The sequence below is a fragment of the Gammaproteobacteria bacterium genome, assembly GCA_013816845.1.
Lineage (GTDB): Bacteria > Pseudomonadota > Gammaproteobacteria > DSM-16500 > DSM-16500 > Aquicella.
In genome coordinates this window covers 1-24,537 of sequence record JACDDU010000006.1, presented here as the reverse complement: position 1 = coordinate 24,537, position 24,537 = coordinate 1, and the positions used below count along the sequence as shown (strand labels likewise).

General features: G+C 35.6%; 27 protein-coding genes. 17 read left to right on the top strand and 10 right to left on the bottom strand.

Going from position 1 to position 24,537, the window contains the following annotated elements:
- Nucleotides 1–576: 576 nt before the first annotated feature.
- The gene (locus tag H0W64_11035) at nt 577–861 is read right to left on the bottom strand and encodes a hypothetical protein (GenBank protein MBA3662257.1); all 285 of its coding nucleotides are present in this window, start codon (nt 859–861) and stop codon (nt 577–579) included.
- Nucleotides 862–999: 138 nt separating this feature from the next.
- Here H0W64_11035 and H0W64_11030 point away from each other — a divergent pair, with 138 nt between their 5' ends.
- On the top strand, nt 1,000–1,857 hold the full coding sequence (locus H0W64_11030) for a hypothetical protein (protein ID MBA3662256.1): 858 nt from the start codon (nt 1,000–1,002) through the stop codon (nt 1,855–1,857).
- Between the two features lie 239 nt (nt 1,858–2,096).
- On the opposite strand, the gene H0W64_11025 is transcribed toward H0W64_11030, so the two are convergent.
- On the bottom strand, nt 2,097–2,672 hold the full coding sequence (locus H0W64_11025; protein MBA3662255.1) for a nucleotidyl transferase AbiEii/AbiGii toxin family protein: 576 nt from the start codon (nt 2,670–2,672) through the stop codon (nt 2,097–2,099).
- A 123-nt stretch (nt 2,673–2,795) separates the two neighbouring features.
- On the bottom strand, nt 2,796–3,035 hold the full coding sequence (locus H0W64_11020; GenBank protein ID MBA3662254.1) for a hypothetical protein: 240 nt from the start codon (nt 3,033–3,035) through the stop codon (nt 2,796–2,798).
- 49 nt (nt 3,036–3,084) lie between these two features.
- Here H0W64_11020 and H0W64_11015 point away from each other — a divergent pair, with 49 nt between their 5' ends.
- The 3 genes from H0W64_11015 (at nt 3,085) to H0W64_11005 (ending at nt 4,534) form a co-directional block, all read left to right on the top strand.
- Entirely contained in the window at nt 3,085–3,420 is a 336-nt protein-coding gene (locus H0W64_11015; protein MBA3662253.1) for a helix-turn-helix transcriptional regulator, read from the top strand.
- Between the two features lie 468 nt (nt 3,421–3,888).
- Nucleotides 3,889–4,197 (top strand): type II toxin-antitoxin system RelE/ParE family toxin, encoded by a 309-nt coding sequence (locus H0W64_11010; protein MBA3662252.1) that lies wholly within the window; start codon nt 3,889–3,891, stop codon nt 4,195–4,197.
- Nucleotides 4,187–4,534 carry a helix-turn-helix transcriptional regulator gene (locus H0W64_11005; GenBank protein ID MBA3662251.1) on the top strand — a complete coding sequence of 116 codons (348 nt, stop codon included), beginning with the start codon at nt 4,187–4,189 and terminating at the stop codon, nt 4,532–4,534. The genes H0W64_11010 and H0W64_11005 overlap by 11 nt, the downstream gene beginning before the upstream one ends.
- 566 nt (nt 4,535–5,100) lie before the next feature.
- Here the strand turns inward: H0W64_11005 and H0W64_11000 are convergent.
- A complete protein-coding gene (locus tag H0W64_11000; protein ID MBA3662250.1) occupies nt 5,101–6,015 on the bottom strand; it encodes a hypothetical protein in 915 nt (304 codons plus the stop codon).
- A gap of 58 nt (nt 6,016–6,073) precedes the next feature.
- Nucleotides 6,074–6,652, bottom strand: coding sequence for a hypothetical protein (locus H0W64_10995; GenBank protein ID MBA3662249.1), 579 nt, complete (start codon nt 6,650–6,652; stop codon nt 6,074–6,076).
- 169 nt (nt 6,653–6,821) lie between these two features.
- Between H0W64_10995 and H0W64_10990 the strand changes: the two genes are divergently transcribed.
- The 4 genes from H0W64_10990 (at nt 6,822) to H0W64_10975 (ending at nt 12,002) form a co-directional block, all read left to right on the top strand.
- The gene (locus H0W64_10990) at nt 6,822–8,027 is read left to right on the top strand and encodes a tyrosine-type recombinase/integrase (protein MBA3662248.1); all 1,206 of its coding nucleotides are present in this window, start codon (nt 6,822–6,824) and stop codon (nt 8,025–8,027) included.
- Nucleotides 8,028–8,188: 161 nt separating this feature from the next.
- Complete coding sequence (locus H0W64_10985) at nt 8,189–8,947, top strand: DUF4158 domain-containing protein (GenBank protein ID MBA3662247.1); 759 nt, start codon at nt 8,189–8,191, stop codon at nt 8,945–8,947.
- Nucleotides 8,932–11,103, top strand: coding sequence for a Tn3 family transposase (locus H0W64_10980; GenBank protein MBA3662246.1), 2,172 nt, complete (start codon nt 8,932–8,934; stop codon nt 11,101–11,103). Before H0W64_10985 ends, H0W64_10980 begins: the two co-directional genes overlap by 16 nt.
- A gap of 350 nt (nt 11,104–11,453) precedes the next feature.
- Nucleotides 11,454–12,002, top strand: a complete 549-nt coding sequence (locus H0W64_10975) for a hypothetical protein (GenBank protein MBA3662245.1) — start codon at nt 11,454–11,456, stop codon at nt 12,000–12,002.
- 76 nt (nt 12,003–12,078) lie between these two features.
- Here H0W64_10975 and H0W64_10970 read toward each other — a convergent pair whose 3' ends face one another.
- From H0W64_10970 to H0W64_10960, 3 genes are all read right to left on the bottom strand, one after another.
- Entirely contained in the window at nt 12,079–12,573 is a 495-nt protein-coding gene (locus H0W64_10970) for a hypothetical protein (GenBank protein MBA3662244.1), read from the bottom strand.
- Between the two features lie 266 nt (nt 12,574–12,839).
- Nucleotides 12,840–13,106 carry a hypothetical protein gene (locus H0W64_10965; GenBank protein ID MBA3662243.1) on the bottom strand — a complete coding sequence of 89 codons (267 nt, stop codon included), beginning with the start codon at nt 13,104–13,106 and terminating at the stop codon, nt 12,840–12,842.
- A 2-nt stretch (nt 13,107–13,108) separates the two neighbouring features.
- Entirely contained in the window at nt 13,109–13,498 is a 390-nt protein-coding gene (locus tag H0W64_10960) for a hypothetical protein (GenBank protein MBA3662242.1), read from the bottom strand.
- Between the two features lie 650 nt (nt 13,499–14,148).
- Between H0W64_10960 and H0W64_10955 the strand changes: the two genes are divergently transcribed.
- The 6 genes from H0W64_10955 (at nt 14,149) to H0W64_10930 (ending at nt 18,838) form a co-directional block, all read left to right on the top strand.
- Nucleotides 14,149–14,964, top strand: coding sequence for a hypothetical protein (locus tag H0W64_10955; protein MBA3662241.1), 816 nt, complete (start codon nt 14,149–14,151; stop codon nt 14,962–14,964).
- Between the two features lie 81 nt (nt 14,965–15,045).
- Nucleotides 15,046–15,204, top strand: coding sequence for a hypothetical protein (locus H0W64_10950; protein ID MBA3662240.1), 159 nt, complete (start codon nt 15,046–15,048; stop codon nt 15,202–15,204).
- Nucleotides 15,205–15,419: 215 nt separating this feature from the next.
- Entirely contained in the window at nt 15,420–15,713 is a 294-nt protein-coding gene (locus tag H0W64_10945) for a hypothetical protein (GenBank protein ID MBA3662239.1), read from the top strand.
- A gap of 554 nt (nt 15,714–16,267) precedes the next feature.
- Nucleotides 16,268–17,143, top strand: coding sequence for a hypothetical protein (locus tag H0W64_10940; GenBank protein MBA3662238.1), 876 nt, complete (start codon nt 16,268–16,270; stop codon nt 17,141–17,143).
- A 1,086-nt stretch (nt 17,144–18,229) separates the two neighbouring features.
- Nucleotides 18,230–18,532, top strand: coding sequence for a hypothetical protein (locus tag H0W64_10935; protein MBA3662237.1), 303 nt, complete (start codon nt 18,230–18,232; stop codon nt 18,530–18,532).
- A 42-nt stretch (nt 18,533–18,574) separates the two neighbouring features.
- On the top strand, nt 18,575–18,838 hold the full coding sequence (locus tag H0W64_10930) for a transposase (protein MBA3662236.1): 264 nt from the start codon (nt 18,575–18,577) through the stop codon (nt 18,836–18,838).
- A 208-nt stretch (nt 18,839–19,046) separates the two neighbouring features.
- Here the strand turns inward: H0W64_10930 and H0W64_10925 are convergent, their stop codons facing one another.
- Both H0W64_10925 and H0W64_10920 read right to left on the bottom strand, forming a co-directional pair.
- Nucleotides 19,047–19,352, bottom strand: a complete 306-nt coding sequence (locus H0W64_10925; GenBank protein MBA3662235.1) for a hypothetical protein — start codon at nt 19,350–19,352, stop codon at nt 19,047–19,049.
- A 123-nt stretch (nt 19,353–19,475) separates the two neighbouring features.
- A complete protein-coding gene (locus tag H0W64_10920) occupies nt 19,476–19,661 on the bottom strand; it encodes a hypothetical protein (GenBank protein MBA3662234.1) in 186 nt (61 codons plus the stop codon).
- Nucleotides 19,662–20,248: 587 nt separating this feature from the next.
- On the opposite strand from H0W64_10920, the gene H0W64_10915 reads away from it, so the two are divergent.
- From H0W64_10915 to H0W64_10905, 3 genes are all read left to right on the top strand, one after another.
- A complete protein-coding gene (locus H0W64_10915; GenBank protein ID MBA3662233.1) occupies nt 20,249–22,663 on the top strand; it encodes a hypothetical protein in 2,415 nt (804 codons plus the stop codon).
- Entirely contained in the window at nt 22,660–24,237 is a 1,578-nt protein-coding gene (locus tag H0W64_10910; protein ID MBA3662232.1) for a hypothetical protein, read from the top strand. Before H0W64_10915 ends, H0W64_10910 begins: the two co-directional genes overlap by 4 nt.
- A gap of 31 nt (nt 24,238–24,268) precedes the next feature.
- Nucleotides 24,269–24,537 (top strand): IS6 family transposase (locus H0W64_10905; protein MBA3662231.1); only part of this gene is annotated, 269 nt, incomplete at its 3' end.

Genomic DNA, 24,537 nt, shown 5'->3' with positions numbered 1-24,537 from the left:
CTTCAAGAATATTTTTTAATACCATCGAGATTATCAGTGCTGGCAGCTTTAAAAAATTTAAGACTTTGTTTTCGTATTTTTTCTTCAGCTTTTTCTTTAAATCTAAATATAAACTATTATTGTTGATCTTATTGCGTGTGATTTTAGCATGATATGTTCATAATTAACACATAATTACACGATAAATTCATAATAGTTGACGTAAATCAAAGCCGCCTAGACGGAACGGGCTCAGCTAACTTACTGATTAAATTTAAGCAGGGGCTTTTGATCAAGTTCAGACTGCTAAAATAGGTCACACCCCGTTACTGGTAGGGACGTGCCGATGGATACGAATGCTGTTCATGGGTTGGAAAGGTAATAAAGTGCAGTAATAAGCTCGAGAATATCTGTTTAGAATTGGTAATTATGCGCTGAGGTAAATATCCAAGTATCGTTGAAAACAGGAAGCGCTGCGAGCTCGCACCTATCAACAATAAAATTTTAAAAGCCTTAGAATAAATGGGGACAAGTGCAATACTTGACCCCATTGCTTCAGAAAATGTTATGCCTAAACGCACAGCCTAACTTTAAAGCTTATCCACAATGAAATGTATCGCCCCAATTGTCTAACTGCCATTTGAGGGTACATATATATTTACCAAAATAATAACCTTGCGCAGAGCATGCATTTCGCGACTGATCAGATGTATCCTGAAGATCGTTGAAGCGATGTCCATCGTATGAAGTAATAGATTGATATCTTTCAATTTGAAAACGCATTTGATCAACATCATTTGCACAAGAAGGAGTAGAAGCAGCATTGGTGATACCGCTCGTCATACTCAATACTGCTATCGCGACCATTGTTTTAACTTTCATTTTTAAACTCCATGTTAGATGAATGAAGAATGAGGTGCATATTACCGATAAGATATGTAAATAACAATGAATAACTTGATCTCTTATTACTTTTATTATTAGATAGATCAATTACCAACAAGTTGGAGTTGCTGAAATATGAAAATAACAATGGTAGCCATATTGTTAGGATTTTTTACGGCAAGCGCTCATGCGGCGAATATGGCTTATATTGAAGTCAATTCCAATCGTTTTGAAAATGTTGGATGCTATGTTGACTCAGACAAAAAGCAGCCGTTTTTTCAAATCGCTTCGATTTTTGCGGCAAATATTAATGGCAACGATCCAAACAAACCTGTTATTTATTTGAACCCTCAAGTAACAGCTACTTTGTCTTCATCCCAAGTGCAACGTCTACATGAGAAAGGCATTAAAGTGCTCGTCACATTATTAGGAAATCATCAAAACGCCGGATGGGCCTGCATGACAAATGCATCCGCTGCGAAAAAATTTGCGAGTGATGTCGTAAATTTTGTGAATCAGTATAAACTTGATGGTATTGATATCGATGATGAATATTCTAAATGCGCGACCAACAATTATTCTATGATCATGATGGCACAAGCCATCAAAACCCATCCTGGATTTAAAGGCAAATTATTAACAAAAGCTTTATTTGCTGATTACAGCCATTTCAAATCAAATTATCAAGGCCATAAGTTAAGTGAATATCTAGACTTTGGGTGGGAGATGACCTATTCCAACTCGGATTTGATGGGTAGATTAAAAACTTATATTCAGTCGGGTATGTCAACATCCAAGCTCATGATCGGTGCACAAACTGGAAAACGTTATCCCGATGCCTTTGAGATAGGAAAATTCACTGCTCAAAATCAACTAGCAGGCATGATGGTTTATGATGTCAAAAAAAATTCTCAACTTTATTTATCTGAATTACAGAAAGGGAACAGCAATGGCCGTGTAACGGTGGATGTCCTGCCTGGCTGTTTAAAATAAATAAAAACAGTAATTTGATTTCTTCTTCTTATTAAGCAGGGAAATATAAGCAATTAATCAGTCGGCCCTGCACCTCTTATTTGGATTGAACTCATTCCTGGCGTAAAATTAATTTTTATCTGCCCGTCACAAAACTCAACAAGTTTTTAACTTAACATCTAACCGCCAGTATTAGGAAGCCAAGGATCATAATAGAAAATCTTTTTTAACACCAGCCGAACTTACTCCAGTCTATAAAGCTAATGCAGGGTACATCTGTGCTTCTCTGTAAGAATTGCGGAAGCTTGATTATCTACAGAAATATTTTGCCAATTTTGCTTCCTCATTGCAGCATATACTGTAAAAGCAAGCCGTAACTTTTCAGTATTAAAAGACCACTTTGTCAATAATTGGTGGCTATCAAATAAATCGCGACTTACTTCTCTTTCCAGTAAAGCATTTAGTTTGCCAGCTGCAAGTTCGTGGATATCTAGTATCTTTGCCTTTGTTGCTTTTGGCCAAGCTGGTGATGAGCGCCATGATACTTTCCAAAGAGGTATGCGATATATATAATTTAGATCGATTTCAAGCCCACCTTTTGTACCCATCCCACTCTTATATACGATAACGGTTTTACCTCCCGCATGGCCTCTAGGGTTACGATGCAATTCATATTGAAGCCTCTTACAAATATCTAACAAAATAGTTTCAAGTTCCGGTTTTTCCTGTTGCATTATGTTTTTATCAACTGCGCCAATGTAATTAAAATCTAAATCAACTGATAGTCTGGGAAACTGATCAGTACAAAATAAATTTATGCTGTACCACCTTTTAATACCAACCTATCGGATAAATAACTCATTGCTATAAATTCTTCTAAAAGTTCCAATAAATGGTAAACTTTTTCTATCATTTTTGGCCGATAGCCCCTACTTCTTGCTTGTTGTCTTAATTCTTGTTCAGATATTCGGAACATCAGGTTCTTCCCATGTTCGGTTAACAATTGCTAGCGGTACAATGAGTTGCCATTTTTCAAAGAGCTTGCCCTTCCCTTGTTGATCTCGATTCATATAGTGAGGTTGTTTAGGAATGTAAGGTACCAGCTTTTTTAATTGGTTTTCGTCAACTGCAAAATGGCTAGGACGTTGTTCTAAAAAAAATCCTGTCTTGGCAATGGTAGTGGCATTTTTTAATAGCAACGCGTAGTTAATTAGCTTATCAACATCTAATTTTCATAGCCATGGTTCGATGTTGTATATAACGCATCACCATACCACTTACGTTATCCCTACAAAAATTGCTAATAAATATGTTGTGGAAGATGATAAATCAAGAAAGCCAAAAAAATCGTTATCTATTCAAACCATATTTGAGAAGCTTGATAAGCAATACACTAGGGCAGGAGCCTTATTAAAGGGTTTAAGATTGCGTGAAGGTTTGTCGCAAGTTGCATTTGCTAAGAGAATTAAGGTAACTCAGGCTAACTTATCTAATATGGAAAATGGCCAAAGATCGATAGGAAAGATTATTGCAAAGAGAATTGAGAAAGTTTTTGGTACGAATTATCGTTACTTTCTTGAGTAGAATGAGAATTCAAATGAACTTCTCATACTTCTTAGTTATGAGATTATTATCAAAGGTCTACTATTCGCGTACCAAATCAATTTTAGTTATAAATCAAATCTTGAATGTGCCAGATTAGTGCGGTGTCCCTTTATTACTGGTTAAAAGGGCCTTGCATGTGAAATCTAAGATGTTGTAACTATCGATAATTGGAATTTATCGAAAAGTAAGACGAAAGTAGATTACTAAAAATATTGAATTTAACTAAATAGGAATTTTTCGATTTCATATCAGAAAATATGATTGGTTATTAAGCATACCGCTAATAACTTCTTCATTAATTTCAAAAAATATTTTGTTATATTGAATTGTCCTGAATTAGATCGTGCAAAATACTTAATATAACCCTTGAATTTTGTTAACAAATTTGTTAACATTATGGCTGGATGGGATAAGTTATATTTATGAAGTGGAAAATTACTTATTACAATAAATCCTGTTAAAGAAGATGCTCGCGCACTTCATAAATCTATCAAAGCAAAATATGAAGCTATTCTGGATAAAATATTGGAGCATGGCCCTGATCTTGGTCTTCCATTTACAAGAGCGATGGGAAAAGGACTTTTTGAAATTCGCGCCAAAGGTCATGCAGGAATTTCCAGGGGATTTTTCTGTACCCTTTCTAATAATACTCTGGTAATACTTCACGTCTTTGTTAAGAAGACGGAAAGTACCCCTAAAAAAGCATTGGAACTGGCTATAAAACGAATGAAAGAGGTGAAAAGTCATGACCTATAAACCAGTACATCGTGATAATAAATCACGGAAAGAAATATTAGCTAATCCAGAAACTCGCGCAATATACGAAGCGACAAAATTGCAAATTGACCTTGCCATGAAATTAAAGAAAGCGCGTCTGAAACGGAATCTGACACAAGATGATGTTGCTGAAATTATGCATACTAAAAAACCAGCGATATCACGCTTAGAAGCAATCAATGATAATGTACATCATTTTCCATCATTGCTTACGCTTATTAAATTTGCATCTGCAATTGGGTATGAATTGAAATTTGGCTTAACTCCTATTAAGAATCTTAAAAAATTTAAATTAGAAAACCACCGAGAAAAATAAAATTTCCTGGCGTTACCCCCATACTTTTTAGTTTTAAATTATCCTAAGAAACAGTGGCAGGCACATGCGTGTATGATGGCCAGTTATTATGACAAGTAGTTGAAAAATTAAGAACTGTTGATAAGATGTCGCCTCTTTTCATAAGAAATTAAAATGGTAATGACTCACTCAGGATATGCTGATTTTAAATAATGAACTTAGGATTAATAATAGGGTTCTATGACATATAGGGACGAATTGTTACGCTGTTTAATAATTGCTAACCTTGTAATAAAGAAATCATACAGATTAAAATGAATACTGTTAAATTTATTAAAAAAGGGTAGAAACCTGTTAAGCTAGGAACAACCCGATTGAATAAAATTGCCATTAAATAATAAAATGAATATAAGACAGTTAATACAAAGAAAGCTAAAAATATCCGCCAAAAAGATACATTTAGAGTAACTAGGTTATCAGATCGAAAGAGATGATAAACATACACGATGTGAAAAGCTAAAAAGCATAATCCAAATGTGATTGCGACTGTGATCAGTATATTCTTAAGCATGAGTAATTCTCAATATCTAATTAATCTTAAATTTTGAATTTAGAAATTTTAAAAACTTAGTTGTGTAAAATTGTTTTAGATAAAATATCTTTGGCGATTTCAAATCGTCGTTCGTTTCATGTCCATCAAAATTTGGTTTGATACGAATAGTATGGTTATTTAAAACATCAATTTGCGCTGTATCACAATGATAATAACTACTGATATCTCTCACAAACTTTAAATAAAATGGTAAATCCTTTTCTTGTTCAACTTCTACTCCAAAAGCACCTAATGCACCTTGATAATCAGTACGATAAGCACGAATATAAAAATCATCAATTTTTTTATTTGTTATTAATTTACGAGTCTCCTGGTTAACTCCCGAATCCAGATAACTCGTAAATTCAAAGTAATTAAAAATATTTGCAATACCTAGCATGAGAACAAAAAAAACGGAAATGATTAAAGGAATTGAAATTAAAAAACAAGAAAGAATTCTAATATTTTTTTTCCAGATGGGAAATAAAATATTAAGTAACAATAAAGTTGCAAATAGCGTTGCAATAGCAATGCATGATAAAAAAACATTGAAGAAAGATAAAGATTTAAATAAAAAATTATAGGCTGGATTTGAAAAATCGACATGAATACCAGATCTTAATGATGCAAAGCCGCTAAAAATGATAATAAGTAACTGTTGTAAAGATCCGAAAAATAAATTCATAAATAATGGAAGTAATGTTGCAATTACTGCCAATTTAATTAAATGGTTTTCAATCTTCCTTTTTTTCTGAAGAAATAAAACTAAAATCAAAACAAAAGATGCAGCAGGAACATAAAAATAAATTAGATAAGCTGTGAGAATAATTAGGCCAATGTAAACTAAAGATTTAGCTGTATTGATATCCAATGTTTCTGGCATACTATTTTTGCTAATAAATCGTTTCATTACTGACAAGCCACCTGATGTAGAATGCATTATGCTATAAATTTATATGTTATTTTTTTTATTCATTAATTTTTATAGACGCAACAATTTTCTGAATAATATCATTCCAATTTTTATAGTTACTGTCATTTAAAAATATTAGGAACTCCAATCGCTTGTTATGTACAATAGTTGCGATGGTGCAATTATAAAGTGTGGAAGAATCGGGCATGGGGGATTTAACTTTAACCATTACAAAATTGTGCCCATTAATAATCAATTTCCTTTTCTCATAAACAGTAGCATAGGGATTTTGTTGTTTCACAAATTGTTCTAAATTATTTAGATAATCATCAAGTGTTGATCGGCTCTTAATTAAATCGACGATAATGTTATTATGATTTTTGTCAACAAATACATACTTAGGTTTATTCCAGCCAGAAAATTTTTGTTTAGTATCTAGTTCTGCAAATCTAGATATAGAATCATCTTCTGGAGGTGAATTAAAACTACTCGGTATATTAATTGTTAGGTTTCCACCATACAACGAAACGCGATGAAAATCATTTGAAGCAGCGAATACAATGTTGAATGCTAACATACATAAAATGATTGATCCGACATAAAGAAAGAACTTTAGATTAACGAACATTTTCATAATATTTTTACCTGTACGAAAGTAGAAGTTATTTGGCCTAGATCAATCCAGATCTAAATTGAATCATAATACGTAAATAATGTGGCGAATTATACAGTGTAGATGTTCTGGACACAACAATGATTACCGAGTACCCTTATTATCTGCATATATGGAATAGGGCATTTTTATGGTAAATCTAAACACAATTACACCATTATTTATCATGGCTGAAGGCACTGACAATATAGGCAAAAATATTGTTAAATTTGCGCATGATGATTATAACAAAGAACTTGGGGCAGCACTCATTGATGCCAAGAATGATGCCGATGCTATTTCAATATTTCTTAGTGAGTACAAGGATTCAGTAGAAACCCTGCGTTCATATGCTAAGGAAGTTGAAAGATTATTGTTGTGGTGTATTCATGTGGCTAAAGTAAATATATCCAGCCTGCGCCGTGATCACTTAACCAATTATCAAGATTTTTTGAAAAATCCCTCTCCAAAAAAGCTATGGTGTGGTCCTAGTATTGGGCGGTTAAAAAAAGATGGTACGCTAAATTCAGATTGGCGCCCTTTTGTAAGGGGTTTAGGCGCTAATTCAATTAAAAAGTCGATTAAAATTTTAGATTCATTTTTTAACTATTTAGTACAAACAAATTACCTCGTCGGAAATCCACTTGCAGTTAATAGACGTCGTAAGCGGCGGAATCAAGCTAAACCACGTATTATTGATCGTTATTTAGAATTGGATGAAATTCATGCGACGCTGAATGCATTGTCTGAGTACCCAACTGACGATGATACGAAAGCATTTCAAGCTATACGTGCGCGCTACATTATATTATTGCTATTTTATTCCGGGCTTCGCATTGCGGAAGCTGCTAATCATAGTATGGGCAATTTTATGCAGCGAGAAGGAAATTGGTTTTTACGGGTAATTGGTAAAGGGAAAAAATTACGCGAAATTCCTGTGCCAGATGAATTAAGAGAAGCATTAGCTAATTTCAGGGAAAAAGTAAGCTTACCTACTCCGCAACCGAAATTTCGAAAAAATACACCACTTATCCCCATGCAGAACTTAAAACAATCCATTCGACCACGGAGAATTGACCAAATATTAAAATGGGCATTTAATCTGGGTGCTAATCAGTTTGAACCTGATCATCCACAAAAAGCATCAAAACTACGCCAAGCTTCAGCCCATTGGTTACGACATAGTTACGTCACCTATCTCTTAGACTCTGGTGCACCTCTTAAGGTCGCGCAAGAAAACGCTGGGCATAGCGACATTGGTACAACCATGCTTTACCGACATGTGGCACAGACAGATCGTTTTGAGGCAACTCGACATTTATCACTTCGAAAGATAAAGTCTTCTTCAAAAAATTAAGGAAGCATAATGCCACGCCTAAGCATTCTTTCACCGGAGGAAATAATGCTATTTGATAAGCCACCTCGTTTTTCAGTAGAGCAACGACAAAAATACTTCCATCTTAATGACAAACTACTTCTTTATTAAAGAATTTGAGAACACCTACCAATAAAGTCTGCATGGTATTGCAATGGGGTTATTTTCGCGCAAGCGGTCGATTTTTCCTTGTCACTGATTTTTGTTTACCTGATATTCGTTATATTTCTCAGCAATTAGATATCCCCTACTCTAGTATTGATTTAAATGATTACCAGGAAAAACGAAAAATTTGCGGAGAGCATCAAATAGCTATTTTAAAGGCAATGAATTTTCGTTATTTCGATACAGATGAAAAAGAATGGATGAAATCGCAGTTAGAAAATCTAATTTCAAAACACATGCAACCTAGGGAAATTATTTATTATTTAGCATCGCAATGTCATCAACGACAAATTGAGATACCCAGCTATCATTATTTTTCTGATAACATAACTAAAATTTATAATTCGATTGAAAATGATTTGGTAACCATTATTAAACAAAAAATCGTGTCAGAACAGATAAATAAATTACTCTTAATCTTAGATGAAAACCATGAATCTGTATCTCCATTAATTACACAATGGAAGACTCATAATCAATCAACACAAGTGAAACAAATTGATGCTGAAATGGACGTATTCAATCAAATCAAAATGACTTTCTATATTGTTCTTCCTCTTCTACAAGAGCTAAAGCTTTCGGCTAATAGTAGTTACTACTATGCAACATGGGTAAAAAAAGCAAAACTTAGCCAACTTAAACAAATGCCAGATAAGGCGAGGTTGTATTTACATCTGAGTGCTATGTTCAGCATCAGTTTTATCTACGACAAGATTCATCGATTGATATTTTTTTAAAATCAGTTCAATCTATTCGAAATCAAGCCAAAAATAATCGAATTGCTAATGAACATGCACAACGTGGTGATCGACTTATTTTGATGAAGCAATTGATTGATGAACAAGAGTACCTGGAAAAGTTAATTATTGAGATAACAGAAATTATTAATCAAGATCATCTTTCAGATCATAATAAAATTAGTGAAATTAAAAATCTTATCCAACAAAACCAAGTTATTCAGGAAAAAATTAACCAACAGGCGCCTATAACTAAAAGCCAGCAATTAAGACAATTTCTTAATGATGATACTTATTATAATATGTTAGAGAAGCTATCAATGCGATTGCAACGTCGTGTTTCAAGGATTGTCAAGTCAGTTGATTTTAATTCCGATACATCTGATCCAAAAATCATCTCAGCTATCCAATATTTTAAGCAAAAAGATGGCAATATTGATCAGCATGCTCCAACAGAATTTTTGGATAATAACCAAAAAAGAATTGTTTATGATGCTGATAATAAAATACGTCAATCCTTATACAAAGTTTTGTTATTTATTCATATGGCAAGCTGCATTAAGGCAGGCAGCCTAAATCTTAAATATTCCTACCAATATAAAGCTATTCAGGACTATTTAATTTCTGAAGTGCTATGGAAAACTAATAAGGATTCGCTTCTTGAATCCGCAGGATTAATGCACTTTGCCGATATCGAACAGGTTCTTTCACAATTTAAAGATATATTAGATGATCGCTATCATCGCATTAATCAACGTATTGAGAAAAATAAAAATTTACAAATTTATTTTGACGATAATAATAGTTACACCTTGAGTACACCACGCTTAGAGAAAAAGAACACCGAGACTATAGCTGATTTATTGTTAGAATCTGGCTTTATACCTATCATTCAGATACTCAGTGATATAAACAAGGTCACTCAATTCGCCGATGACTTTAAGCACTACAGTGTCAAGAACCAGAAACTTAAGCCTACGTCAGAAACAATTATTGCTGGCTTGATGGCGAAAGGACACAACATCGGTATTGATAAAATTAGTCACATTTCGATCGGGATTAATGGAAATACTTTACGTCAAACAGTGAATTGGTTTTTTACATTGGGAAATATTCACTCTGCAAATAACACCATTATAGATTTCATTAATAAACTTTCTTTATCAAATGTATTTAAATATCATGCCGAGATTACCCATACGGCGAGTGATGGACAAAAATATCAAGTGTCGGTAGATTCACTGCTTGCTAATTATTCTTTCAAATATTTTGGTAAAGACAAAGGTGTTAGTGTGTATACATTTGTTGATGAAAAAAACTCCCTTTTCTACTCAACTGTAATCAGTGCATCGGAAAGAGAGGCTGCATATGTTATTGATGGTTTACTCCATAATGATGTAATTAAAAGTAATATTCATTCAACTGATATGCATGGTTTTACAGAATCTATTTTCGCAACATCTCACTTTATTGGCACCAGTTTTGCACCTCGCTTTAAGAACCTTAACAACCAATATATTTACGCATTTTCAGCACGTCAAACATACGCTAAAAAGGGTTACAAGATTTTACCGAGTCGAACCATCAATTCCAATTTACTTCGTGAACATTGGGATGATGTACTTAGATTTATGACCACGATTAAATTAAAAGAAACTAGCGCATCACGTTTATTTAAGCGATTAAGCTCGTACGCCAAAGATCACCCATTATATAAAGCAACAAAAGAGTTTGGTCGCATTATTAAAACACAATTTATTGTAACTTATATTGATGATGTTGAACTGCGCCAACACATTGAAAAGCAATTAAACCGAGTTGAGTTGTCTAACAAGTTTTCTAAGGCCGTATTTTTTGATAAGAATGGCGAATTCCCGGTTCCTACCCGTGAAGAGCAGGAAATAGTAACTGCCTGCAAAACTCTCATACAAAATGCCATTATTCTTTGGAATTACCTCTACTTATCGCAGCGATTGATTAATACAAAAAAAGCTCAAGATCAATCTGACCTACTTGGCACCATCAAAAACGGCTCCCTTATGACATGGCAGCATGTTAATATGCGCGGAGAATATGATTTTACAAAAGCAGCCAACAGTTCAAAGTTCGACATAGCCAAGATTTTGTCACTCAAAATTGAACATGATGCGGTTTAATCAAACTCAAACGTAACAATTCGTCCCTATATGTCACGAAACCCAATGTTGCTGAGGTTTCGAAGCCATCTTGAAAGCGTTTAAGAAATAATGGATCATTTATATCGGAGATAACTTGGTCTAAAAGATTTCCTCCGATTCTGCCGCCTTGAACACCATGTACAAAGAAGGGAACCCCAGCTTCTTGAAATGATTCTTCATATTGACGAAGCGGTGATGTTGCACCTATTGATCCAAAATTTTTTAGAGTAAATGATGGGCTAGAACAAGGTGCAGGTATTGCGGTTGAAATTACGAGATTGCAAGAAGAACATAAAGTACCGCAAAATCTTCAAATAAGCTTTGTTAAAATGGCTGATACGGATTTAGATGCTGAAAAGCATGCCATAGATAATGCAGATATTGTTATTGTTGGGAATAGTACTACAAAGTCGCTATCGCCATTAACAAATTTCAAAAGATTAGGTTTTAACAAAATCCCCTACAAGCCACAAAACATTTCAGCTTCTTCTAGCATGCTAATCGGAGATAGCAAAGATAGCAGTAATTCTTTCTTAGTACGCGAGAAAAGTAACTATAGCGATGCATATTTTGCTTATCAAGCGTTACAGTATGCTAAAAAACAGGGGAAAAAAACTATCTTCATTAGTTTATTAGCTCCTTACGATTTACCTAATTATAAAGACGTTTCAGATGTGATGTTAGCTGGTTATAATTTTTATGGTTATCTCACCGATGGTAATCACGGATATTATCGTGGTCCAAGCATGCAAGCATTAACTCGGATTATCTTTGGCATAAGCCGGGCAAAGGCCAAACTACCTATTAACATTCCTAATCCTACAGAACCAACTGAAATTATTAATCCGCGTGGTTACGGATTAACGGATGACTTTTGATCTTTAGGGTTGCTCTGCAGAACGCCTAAATGGCGTTCTGTGAATCAACCTGCACCCCTTGGAATAGAAAGTCAGATCATCCTCGTGGATTATTTTCTGGTGACCTATTATTTTGAGCATAAAAATCTGAATCATTGATAGGATAATAATCTTGAATAAGAGACTTTTCACTATCATTAGGAGTAAGCATATTTGCTGGGTCTAGATGATAAGCTGTATATAGAAAATTCAACAAAGTTTCCCAATCTTTTGGTGAAAGTTTTCCCTTATAAAGAGAGTTTTTATAGGTCTGTGGATTATTATTGAAATTCACCCATCGTCTATTGCTAGTATTATTATTTACTTCAGAAGGAGCATCCTCAGTTATTATTGCAAGACGAATATGATTCAAAATTTTATCCTTGCTATTATAAAAAGTTGCTGTATAAGATCCTAGTAGCGTAGTACTATCTCTAAGCAACCATGCTGCTTTTGTGGGTTTCTCTAGCGCATTAGCTTCACTCATTATCTTTTGAACGTTTTCCAGATTCGTGGATTTAAAAATTCCTCGCTTTGGGTCTCGTGAGTCCATTGTCATTTCCCTCGTTTCTTTATATAAAACAATTATAACATTTGTTCAAAGACTTTATTAATTGGTTCATTGCATTTTTGAAGGAGAAAATGCAGGGTTTGGGTGGCTGATAACAAATGATTGAAAATAAGAGAATTATTATGTATTTCATAAAACGGACACATCAACCAATATTGGCAATGTTTTCTTTCGGAAAAAAAGATATTATTTTTCCAGTGTATAAGCTTTTGATCTTACCCCATCTCAGCACATCATTACCCATGAGTTTAGATACTGATGCCGTCATAAACATTTTTAGCCTTAATAAAATTCCTCAACCTTTGTAGTCCAATCCATATTGCAGTAGGACCAGGTTCCCCATCATTTTTTCTATTAAGATATCCACCAAATTGTGCAATTAAATTTAGCATTTTTGATAGAGGAATAGGTTTATTTGGTGGTTTTTTATGATGAGCCATCATATACGCTACTTTCCATTCTTCTTCGGTAAAAACAATATGGCATGATGCGTCAGGACATTCTCGTGCTAGCATGCTTAAGTAAAGAATACCCAAGCAATAATCATGTAAAGTGTTAAGCAGGAATCAAATCGTTGCTTGGTTTCTAGATGTAACTCAATAGAACACATTTGTTTGCTATCGGGAAACGGTATAAAAGATTTCTTGGCTAACGATGATGGGGATTCGGTTTGCGCTTCGACAAAATTAATCTGGGTAGAAACTAATGTCGATTTAAGATTATCCTTCATTTGACCGGTATTGATGCTTAACGCTTTAGTAATATCAGCTAGCGAATAACGATCAATCAGTGTCTTGACCTCGTCCCATAAATGTTTTGGAATTCTTTCGCGCTTTTTTGTACGAGTCGCTCGCCAGTGTTCAAAGTGTAATTTAACTTCATCTAAGGATAATACGTTTTGCTCCATGATTTGGGCTCAATTGAAATATTAAGGCCTAGGATATTAGTTACTGGTAGAGAGTGTCACGCAGCTCACCCGAAAGGACACAAATGATTAAATCCAGAAGAAAAAGAAAAAATAAATGATTTAAGGGAAATTATTAAAAAAACATGGGAAAAATGTGATTCGTCAATCACCATTCAGCATTCAAGGTTAAACCTTTGGAAGAAATTATTAAAACCTTTGCTGAACAAGTCCTCCATGAGCGTAAAGAAAAAAGTAAGCTTCCTTCGTTAAAAAGCTCCCTCTATAAAGGAATAATCACGCCATTTTAATAAACCTAAAATCTGAATTAATGCACTGGCAGTATTCGCCACGGTGGAATTCTATAGGTTTATAAAAGAATCCATTCATATGTAGTGGGTGGCTCAAGCGGCATAAGCATTTTTGCAGATCTATCCTGGGATAAAATTATTTTTCTGGGCGGCGCAGCTGGAACCTATGGCTGAAAACCGCAGTTGATGAATCCTTGCGGTAGGATCATTTTGAGCTACGATAGCTTTTTACCCACCTTAAGATAATCTTTTGGCACGATTTTAGGGGCGCAGAACTAATAGTTTCTTAAGGCACTTTATATATACTGAGTTTATTCCATTTAATCTTAAAGAATTTAACCTATGCGGTTTTCTTTCCCTAGGCTGGAAAAAGCCAAAAGAAAATATGCTTATTTACATCCCCACGACACCGATCAACGGCCAAGTATATTAAACATGCCTATAGGGTCAGGGGACGGTGGCAAACCCAAAACCCTTGAAGCTTTGGTTACTCCCTATTTAGATGCAGAAGCTGTTACTAACTTAAAAAAAGCACATGGGCCCTCTTCATCCCAATCCAATCGTGACCGCGTCAACGAGCTATCCTTCTCTATCTCGAATGAGACCTTATATAAGGCTCGTATGGTGGGATTATATGGAGGTCTCATCGTTGGTGTAGGCAGTGGGATAGTTGTTGGCGCAATACTCGGCATAGCCGCAGGGCCTGCTGGTATTATTTTTGGGGCAATAGTAGGTGCTCTCGCCGGATTAATTGGTGGCACAATCTTTGGTCCTTTAATTCTTATGGCAGCAGTAGCAGCAGCGAAGGCATTTTCTTTTGGCGTTAAATTTTCTGTTCTTTATACTTTGGCAACGCTGTATGATGGCATAGATCATATAGCAACACGTATTTATGAATACAAAACCAAATGTCAAAGTAAAAATACAAAGAAAACTGAAGTACCAAATAATTCTACGCCGCAACCATCGTTGCTTACTCGATTTTTTGCTCTAGCCCACCCAAAATCAACTGTAAAAGGACCAGGCGTTACCGTGCCCTTTTCTTCTAGCCAAAAGACGTTTAATCATACGCTCTTTCCCCCTGCTAACGAAAAAACATTTAACACAACACAACCAGAATACCATGGTGTCAAATCCCGCCTTGATCATACTTATTAGAGTAGCTTGCATAAACCTCTTTTCAGATTAGCTTAATCTAACTCGTTTAAAATGAACAAAAATATAAGAGAAAATATTCCTATGAAACTCCGATTATTAGTCTTAGAAGCTACTGACCAAGTGCAAGGTTGCGCTAATGCCATCAAAACAAAATTTGGTCTTAGTGAAGAAGATACATCCATCGTATTTGCTCAAGAAAGTGAAAATTGTTTTAAAGAGATAATAATGCGCGCGAGTTAGAAACGATCGTTTGCGTAGGCCACTCTAATGCCGCAACTTTAAGTCAATATAAACCTGAAGAATTTGCAAGCAAATTTTCAGATGAGTTTCTTAAAAAATTTACAAAGGAAGATAAACTAGCAGTTAAACATCTGTACATTGTTAGCTGTGAAACAGGTCTTCTTACAGAGGGTGACAAATGTTTAGCGAAAAAAATTACTGATGAACTGGACAAATTGAATTTTCACAATATTGTTGTCCATGCTGTTACCAGTCCAAAAAGACGCCCTGACTCAAAATTCGTTGGCATGCACGTACAAATTGTCCTTCATGCAGGAGCCACTCAAAAGCAGGGTATTGAAAATGGGGAAGTTCGGAGTTTCTTTTTAACTGACGCTCAACAAAAGGAACTAGAACGTATTGAACAAGAAGAAAAAACACATAAAGTTACATTACGAAAAGAACGAAATAAAATTGAAAGCCAAACGCGTACCCAATGTTTTCTTAGAACGGAAGACATTAAGCGTTAATTAGATAAACCAATAAATTCTTTTACACCTAGAAACGTACCTTACTGTGCAGATCACGTAGAAATATCTAGTCTGATAGCGACATTACGATCCGTAAAAAGAGTCATAAAACAAGTCGTTACAACGCCAAGATAAACAGTACTGAACAAGGAGGTTGGTCAGAAGTAACAATTAATATGATGGAAAACTGGAATATCTTCAGGAGGACGAAACTTCGGTAGCTACACCTCATAGTGAAACTTTGCCGAAAATGGGGTTTGGCATCGATACCGAATCGTAGAAAACTTTACCGAAAACAGACAAAAACGGCAAAGTTAACTTACTGACTAAAGGATAGTTACAGTCATATCTTGATAAGATTCTTGGTTAGTATAATTGGCAAACTCCAGATCTATACGTCCATATTTTTCAATTAACATTCGAGCTAGATGATTGATCACGCCCAAATCCATCTTCGGAGCACCGACTATGACCTTGCAGTTTGGTTTTGTAAAATGAAAAATATTCAGCTAAAATCCACTTTTACTTAATCTATAAAAATAATGAGAATAATTATGGACACCAGGAAAATAAATTCAACTTTAAAAGAAGAAAAGCCAAATTATGATGGCAGCGCGTCTTGGGATAAATTTTTCTATAATACAATCGATGAAAAAATAAAAAATGCAAAAAGCATTATTGATTTATATGAAATCGTAGACAGTGCAACAATGGAAATAGGTTATCAACAGAAGAAGGGATTTTGGAAATTTACAACTCCAATGATGATAAAACTGGAAAAAGCAAAAGGATTTGGCTATCTCAACATGATTCATGCAGGCGAAGATTTTATTAATTCTTCACATCTATATTTTAATAAAAATGCAACTAAAGCGGGATTTTTAGAGGGTCTCATAGCCGGTGGTCATTTAGCAACTGAGCAAAAATCCTTACATACTTTAGCAAATATCCGCGACAACAACCTGCGTAATTTTATTGTAAATCAGGCGAATTCAGAGTTAAGAAGATATCATCCGAGAGTAAACTTTATTTATCCAGATATGTCTAAGCTTTTGCTCCAAGCAAAGGCAATGCAATATATTTTTTCCCATCATACAATACCAAAAGTTTATGAAGAGCCAAAATCATATGAACAAGTTAAAACGCATGGCGAGATTGTTGCGAATTTAAAAGACTTTTCGAATCATAAAACTTTAATTAGAGAAAAGGCTTATGATAACGGATTTCTCCACATGCGTTACCAAAAGCATGAGACTAATAAAGATAAAAGAGCTAAAGACTTAGGTAACCTATGCTTGAAGGATGAGACACCAAAAGAGGTTTACAATACTTTAGCAAAGGAATGGCATAAATTCTTTGATTCAACAAATAAAAAAGATAAAAAATATGTTGAAGTAATTGAACAACAAATAAGGAAATTACATTTGTAATATTTAAATTTCGTTCACATAAAACACTTTTAAAATCTTTTAAGAGATACATACTATAAAATTGTGGGTGCGAAACGTGGTTCACCAGGCGTTGCAACAATCGAAAAAAATATCGATACCTATTATCTATATTGCTCCGATTACCCTACTAATTCTAATTACAATGCTTGGCAGATGCGGGTACAAGTTTTGCTTCACCCCTCATGGCGGGTATCATTAATGCTGCAAATTGACGTGCCCAATCCAAGCAGAATTAGCTCTTATTTATAATAATGCGCAAAAAATTTTCATACATATTGGCATGATATTTTAGAGGGCAACAATGGGTTTCAACTTTACAAGGCTATGATTTCGTTGCTGGGTTAGGAACACCCAATGGATATCTTGGGAAGTAAAACTATGTTACCGGCATTGTTAAATTGGCCCCACCTCATATTAACTATGGCCCCCTTAGAAAATTTGAGGAGTGCCATGGCAGGATAGTTAGTTAAGTAAATTTTTAGAATTTCTTTTCATTATTGCGGTTCCCTTATTGGGTGCTTCTCTTAACGTCATTTCTGCTGTTGATGTCTGATTGTTTTTTTAAATAAAACCTATTTTGCCTTGTTTCGTTTGACCTTTTAATACCTCTTGCTTGTAATCACGCTCTTAATACGGGCTTATTATAAAGCCAATAAGCCTCCTAAATAGACAATTCGATGTTAAGTGCTTATAAAATTTTTGTTCGAATATAAACACCCTAAGAGTTGTAACTATCGATAATACCGCTTATGGATATAAATTTTCTTCCGTAAATTGATCAATTAATCTACATAAGATAATGTAATTTTACGTAATACGCGTGTAACGCATAATGTCTTATGCTATAATTCTTTTCATAAAGCAATAAGAGTGACACCATTTTTATCTTTGGCGAAGATCATATAAATATTTATGACAAATTATTCAAAAAATATCCTGTTTAAATTTTAGTTTGAATTCGGAAGAATCAGTATCAATTAAACTGATTTCTGAAATTTAGCTCTTTAAATCACTTTTTAAAGTGTAAGTAAAATAAATATAACTATTTATAAAGGAGAATTGATTATGAGCGTTGCTGGATGGTGGCCAGAAGTGGAACTCTCTCGAGACGAGAAAGAAGTTGAGCCTAGAGTAGTAGCAATGTGGACTGCTACCATTTTAACTGCACCGGTATCGATACCCGTTTTAGCAATTTGTGCAGCTACTCATTCTTATCTAAAAGATCAAGAAGATGAAAAGGATCGATTAGCACGTCATTCAGGTTTTGGTTTTCCTATTCAGAGATCACATGGACATGGTTTTTTTCATAAATATTTTGTGCATAATGACCAAATGCGACATACTTCATGTCCTAAATGCCATTACTAGCGCATTCAATAGACAGCAGAATATTCAAAGCAATTACACCCCGTGCCGCTATTACGACTTATATCCCTTATAAGCTTTGATAAAGGGTATAAACAATTACATGATCGCAAAGATATTGTTGGATTAGGTTGTTTGACTCATGCTCGCCGCAAATTCTGTGATGTTTTTAAAATCTCAAAAAATAAAGAAGGCGTAGCGTTCGAAGCAATTGAGAGATTAAAGCCGCTTTATGAATTGGAAGCGAGAATGCGTGAAGCAAATTATAATTTTGATACTCGTAAACATTTAAGGCAAAAAAGTGCCTAGCCCATCCTTAAAGATTTTCATGCTTGGCTCAAACATGAATTTAAGGGCTCCGTTGCAAAAAATAAAATAAGGTCAGGGTTTGAAAATCCCGGGGCAGGTCAGCATCATGTGTTCCTATCCATTTCGAAATCGTTTCTGCGCTTTCCGAATCATTTATTCTGTGGCAGATAATCGTATAACGCAGTTGATAAATTGATTTAAAAAATTTTCATTGGTTGCAAATTCTTCTATTTGTTTTAGCTCTAATTAAATAATGCGCTTTTGCTCCTTCATCAGAAAATATTTTATTTGCTTCCTGATAAATTTCGTAGATATCTCCTTCGCGATCGGCAATGCTAACTATTAGTGTGTTGGTTAGTTGAGCCGCATACGTATTGGCATATTTATAATTTTCTAACCAACGATAACTTTCTTTATTTTCTATAGGAGTTAAATAATTTTTTATCTTTCGTTCATTTTTAGTTAACTTTTGTAATTCTTCACGATGCCATTGTTTGATTGATGTAGCACCCAAACAAACCTTCGCAGGCGTTACGGCTACTGCACAATGTAAATGCATTCCTTTGGTAGAATCTCTTGTTGTAGGCCCTGTATCTTTTCGTTCATATTGGTTGCTAAAATTAAGTACAGTTGTATCTTAAGGTATTAATATGACTGGGTGTTCCGACATTCGAGCTAATGTCGCCTGAAAATGTGTCTTTTGTATTTTTTCTGGGGTAACTTGATCATTATCGAAGAATCTATATGCTGCTTTTGTTTCAGCTGCTCCACCACAAGCAGCGGGAATGCTATCTGTTGCGTTTCTACTTAATTGCATTAACACTTTTGAGCTCGCCCCTTTAACCGTTTATCTCCAAGCGATAGTGTAGCAAATTCTTGAATGACCCAGTCCATTAAAATCCCGTCCTTTAAAAGCCTAAAGGACGGGATTTTAATCTAAATTTCGAATATGAGTAGATCTTAGTTGACTAAAAGCTTTCTTACGTCAATCAAGATAACCTACTTGTGGGTAATGATATGATCGCGCCTTGGTCCAACTCTAACCTGATAGAATTCATCTATAGTCATCAATAGTTCACTCATTCTTTAATTTTACATCCACCTCAGCCTGTTTTAACACGTTGGACCAATACGCGATTTGACCCTAAGATTCTTATGACGTGACCATCAAATCGTTAATATTTGCCCACTAAAGATACATATCCTCAAACATGATCAATATATATACTGGACATTTATCGAAATCATGTCATACTTTGTGCGATCAAAAACCCTTTTAAAAGTTCAATAACCACGCTGAGCGCTCTGATTGCAACTGCAATAGATCATTGGAACAAGTGTCCATTGACCGACTATCAAAAAATGCTGCAGACCTCCAATGTCTATTCTTACCGATCGTGAGGTTGAATAATGATTATTTATAAAATAAATACTTCAGTAAAAATTTATTCGAATGCTGAATATGGCAAGCGCTTCATTTTTATGAATGGACCAATCAACCCTCGTGATGCATTGGGGAAAATTGGTATTAATTTTCATAACCGTTTTTCAAGTTTCTTTCGCACAACCATTGCATTACATCTTGATGTCATCAATGACGAAAATAAAAAATCACCACATGTATTTTATGTTAATAGAAATAGCTTAATCAAATATCTAAAAGCTTTTAACACGGCGCTTGATACTAAAGACAAAACCGATGAACAATTGGTTGAGGGTTTAACAAATAGCTTATGGAAAATGAATGATCCAAATAATCCTGGTGAAGCTTATGCCACCTTACAAGGTATTTCAGGTCAGCAATCTTTGCGGCATGTCGGAACGCACAATAAAAGTTTTTTATTCAACTGGAAAAGTACACTCTCTGATTCTTTGACTGGTAAATTTCTTGGCTGGTGTTATCAAAATGCAATAAGCAGCCTAACGCGTTTAAAAGTGTTTTATTATTTCTTTGCAAGCAAAGAGTCCGATCAACTTGAAACGAGTGAGCTCTTGGCTCGAAGACATTTTAAACAAGCAGCAGCAACAGTCCCTGCCTATCAACAGCATCTTGCAACCCATCAAGCACTTAAAAAAGATGCAACTTTTGCGAATATCCCTCTTACCTCAAAAGATAATTACATTAAGAAAAATGCCACTCATGATTGGGATCTCCATAAAAACGGATGCTATCCGCAGCGAAACAAAACAGACACTTCAACCGGAACGACCGGGAAACCAACGCCATGGGTGCGCAGTAATAAAGAGATTGAAGTCGTTAAAAAATCTTTAATACGAAGCTCTGAATTTGAAGTTGGAACGCGTCCTTTAGAATATATTAATGCTTTTGCATTCGGCCCGTGGGCGACGGGTATGACAACTTATGAATTAATGCGATCCAATGGCAATGTTTTTGCATCAGGTCCGGACATGGAAAAGATCCTCGATAAATTAGAGCTGATTTACGCTTACCAAAATGCTCAAGTGGAGAGGGCTGCAACATTATTTATAGCTGGCCATAAAGAGTTGGAAAGTAAGCGTGAAGGAGTAAAGACACTTCTTGCAACTATGGTCGATCATTCATTTTCATTTGGAAATTTTGGAAATTTCACATTTGATCGTTTTCCTGATTTTAAAAAATACTTTTCTCCGCTAAAGAAGCTCGCTCTGGAAGTCAGTACACGAAGATCCCAAATCCTCGTAGCGGGTTATCCTCCTTTTTTAAAAGACCTCATCAGTTACGCGGCAAATAAAGGAATCGACTTTAAAAAATATTGTGCTCGCGCAGTTGTGGGTGGCCAGGCAATTTCAGAAGCGTTGCGAGACAAGCTCCTTCAAGGAGGCTTTGCGTGCGTGAATTCTTCCTATGGTGCATCTGACTTAGATATTAACTTGGGTGTAGAAACTGACTTTGAATTGGGTCTACGAAAATCAATTGAAAAAAACCCAGGACTTGCTCGAGAATTGTATGGAAGAAATAAAGGCTTACCTATGGTCTTTCATTACGATCCTTTTAATTACCATATCGAAGTACTTGAGAACGATGAACTTACGCTGACGTGCAACCGCAATGATCGTTCATCCCCACGTGTGCGCTATGACTTGGGTGATAAAGGTCGTGTCTATGCAGTGAGTGACATTGAAGCGCTCTTGCTTAAATATGGCATTCATCATCTCAAACCCAAATCTAATCTACCTTTATTGTTTGTTTGGGGTCGAGATGCTGAAGTGAATTATGCTGGTGCAAAAGTAGGCTTTACTGACTTAGAACGTGCTATTGCAGCTGAGGATAAAAATGAAGCGTGTTTGAAATACGCATTTTATAGCTACGAAGATGGCGAAGGAAAAGAGCAATTTGATATTTGGGTTGAATTGAAAGAGGGTCTTGCTATTCCCGACAAAAAGTCCCAAAAAGAATTTTTAGCAAAAATATTAATTCAAATGGCAAAGGCGAATCAAGATTTTGCTTATCAACTTAGGAATATGCCTGCTGATACTGAATTGCCTGGTCTAAGATATTTTTCCAGAAAAATGAGTCCTATCCAAGATGCCGATGGTCTTCGTAAACAAGCCTTGGTATTTAAGAAAGGAAAAAACATTGACGAGACCCAAATTCCTAAAAACCAAGAAGCAACTTGTCGATTTGTCATTAAGATGACGCAAGAGTTTCGCAGCCTATTGAATGCAATGTTAAACGGCAATGTCGACCATAAGACAGCCGATAAAACAGACCAACAGCAACCGCGTAGAAATTCATCTCAATTATTTCAATTGCCCCAAACAATACCTGTAAGTTTAGCGCAACATGAACCAACTTACTCTCGTAGAATAGGGTATGCGTCATGAGCTATTTCTTCAATCAATTACATCAGGCGAGCTGTGCAGTCCACGATATCATCTGGGATGCACAAAATTGGTTTGCAGATCAGTTTACTTCCGCAGTTAGCAACCTGGAAAGCGCTTGGAAAAATCTTGCTATCAATGGTTTTAATCGGCACTTTACTTTTAATCTTTTAGACAACTTGTTGGCACTCATTTCAGTGGGTGGCACAGCTGGCATCACAACCATTGCGACAACTGTTGCAATTGGCTTGTCATTGACGATAGACCTACTAAAACTTCCTTTTTTTTTAACCGATCAGTTGTTTGGTGGGATATATCACGGTTTACATAGTGGATTATCTTTTATAAAAAATAAAACAGAAGTCAATGATACGTCATTCAAGCAGCAGAATAATTTACAGATCAATCCCAAACTGTATCAGCAAGATTGGTATAAAATTATTGAATTTGCGCGCTGGGCTCCTTCGCCACACAACATGCAACCATGGGTGTTTGACCTCCAATCAGAAAAACAAGCAACCCTAATGTATGACCCGCAACGGTTGTTACCCAACACGAATCCCAACGGTAGCTATGTATTCGTGGGCTTTGGTATTCTCTTTGAAACGATGAGTATTGCGGCTTCCAAATTAGGTAAAGATGTCGAAGTAGAACTCGTTGAAAACATTGCGCTGGATCCAAAAAAGAATGGCTTGCAGAAACTAGCCACACTAAAAATGGTTAACCGTAACAGTAGCGAAGCTGAAACATTGGATCCCCAACTGATCATCGATCGCAGAACGTCAAGATTACCTTACAATGGTAAACCCGTCGCAGCTACAGTGATCAATGAATTATCGCATGTCGCCAAGCAGTACGGTCATACCATGGGACATACTAGTGATTACCGTATGGTGGACTGGGTTATCGAATTGAATGCACAAGCCATGCATTCGGATATGAGTCATGGCAAAACTCGTAATGAATTAAGACGGTGGTTCCGCTTTAGCAAATCGGATGCCAAAAAACAAGCTGACGGGCTTGCAGCTTATGCAATGAACTCATCAGCCTTAGCGTTATGGCTTTTTGCAAATGTGAATTGGATGTTTCGCGTTCCAGGCATTACATATTTAGCGCACAAGTCCTACTTGAATAGTATGGCGGGCACAGCGACAGTTGCATGGCTTTCGGGTCCATTTAATAACGTTGATGATTGGCTAAATGCAGGACGCATGATGGCGCGGTGGTGGCTAACAATGACGAAACACGATGTCTATCTCCATCCTTTTGGCAGTGTCATCACAAACCCAGAAGCATTCAAGCTCTTTAATGATAAAGTCAAAGATGAACACTTAGATGTCCGACCAAAAAGTAATCAACAAAATCCTATATGGATGCTGACGCGCAATGGTTACAGTCAGACCAATGAAAAACCACCGCAAGCCCAAAGAATCCCAACAGAAAAAATGATCATCAGTCGTAATAACTGGTGCCACTTATTTGGCCAGAAAAATTTACAGTTGAGCCATCCCGAACATCCTGGTTCTGTTGCAAAAACGATAAGTGTATCCTGCGGAAAATTTATAAGTAAGGCATAACGATGAGATCAAAGCAACCAGCAGAGTTTAAATGGCGTCATTTCAAAGCGAAATTATCCTGCAATGTGTACGTTGGTACTGCAAATATGGGATCAGTTATCGTGATTTAGAGGAAATGATGAGTGAGCGTAGGTTGTCAATTGATCACACTACTTTATATCGCTGGGTTCAACACTATGCTCCTTTACTAAAAAATAAACTTGAATGGTATCAAAAGCGTTATTCAAGTCGTTGGCATATTGATGAAACATACATTCGAGTTAAAGGTGAATGGAAATATTTGTATCGCGCTATAGATGA

Coding starts and splice junctions, on each gene's coding strand:
- H0W64_11015 (MBA3662253.1), top strand. CDS start 3,085: ATGTTGTATATAACGCATCACCATACCACTTACGTTATCCCTACAAAA.
- H0W64_10950 (MBA3662240.1), top strand. CDS start 15,046: ATGAAACTCCGATTATTAGTCTTAGAAGCTACTGACCAAGTGCAAGGT.
- H0W64_10915 (MBA3662233.1), top strand. CDS start 20,249: ATGATTATTTATAAAATAAATACTTCAGTAAAAATTTATTCGAATGCT.
- H0W64_10910 (MBA3662232.1), top strand. CDS start 22,660: ATGAGCTATTTCTTCAATCAATTACATCAGGCGAGCTGTGCAGTCCAC.
- H0W64_10965 (MBA3662243.1), bottom strand. CDS start 13,106: ATGCTAGCACGAGAATGTCCTGACGCATCATGCCATATTGTTTTTACC.
- H0W64_10940 (MBA3662238.1), top strand. CDS start 16,268: ATGGACACCAGGAAAATAAATTCAACTTTAAAAGAAGAAAAGCCAAAT.
- H0W64_10955 (MBA3662241.1), top strand. CDS start 14,149: ATGCGGTTTTCTTTCCCTAGGCTGGAAAAAGCCAAAAGAAAATATGCT.
- H0W64_10975 (MBA3662245.1), top strand. CDS start 11,454: ATGGCTGATACGGATTTAGATGCTGAAAAGCATGCCATAGATAATGCA.
- H0W64_11035 (MBA3662257.1), bottom strand. CDS start 861: ATGAAAGTTAAAACAATGGTCGCGATAGCAGTATTGAGTATGACGAGC.
- H0W64_10960 (MBA3662242.1), bottom strand. CDS start 13,498: ATGGAGCAAAACGTATTATCCTTAGATGAAGTTAAATTACACTTTGAA.
- H0W64_11030 (MBA3662256.1), top strand. CDS start 1,000: ATGAAAATAACAATGGTAGCCATATTGTTAGGATTTTTTACGGCAAGC.
- H0W64_10970 (MBA3662244.1), bottom strand. CDS start 12,573: ATGGACTCACGAGACCCAAAGCGAGGAATTTTTAAATCCACGAATCTG.
- H0W64_10990 (MBA3662248.1), top strand. CDS start 6,822: ATGGTAAATCTAAACACAATTACACCATTATTTATCATGGCTGAAGGC.
- H0W64_10995 (MBA3662249.1), bottom strand. CDS start 6,652: ATGAAAATGTTCGTTAATCTAAAGTTCTTTCTTTATGTCGGATCAATC.
- H0W64_11000 (MBA3662250.1), bottom strand. CDS start 6,015: ATGAAACGATTTATTAGCAAAAATAGTATGCCAGAAACATTGGATATC.
- H0W64_10935 (MBA3662237.1), top strand. CDS start 18,230: ATGAGCGTTGCTGGATGGTGGCCAGAAGTGGAACTCTCTCGAGACGAG.
- H0W64_11005 (MBA3662251.1), top strand. CDS start 4,187: ATGACCTATAAACCAGTACATCGTGATAATAAATCACGGAAAGAAATA.
- H0W64_10985 (MBA3662247.1), top strand. CDS start 8,189: ATGGTATTGCAATGGGGTTATTTTCGCGCAAGCGGTCGATTTTTCCTT.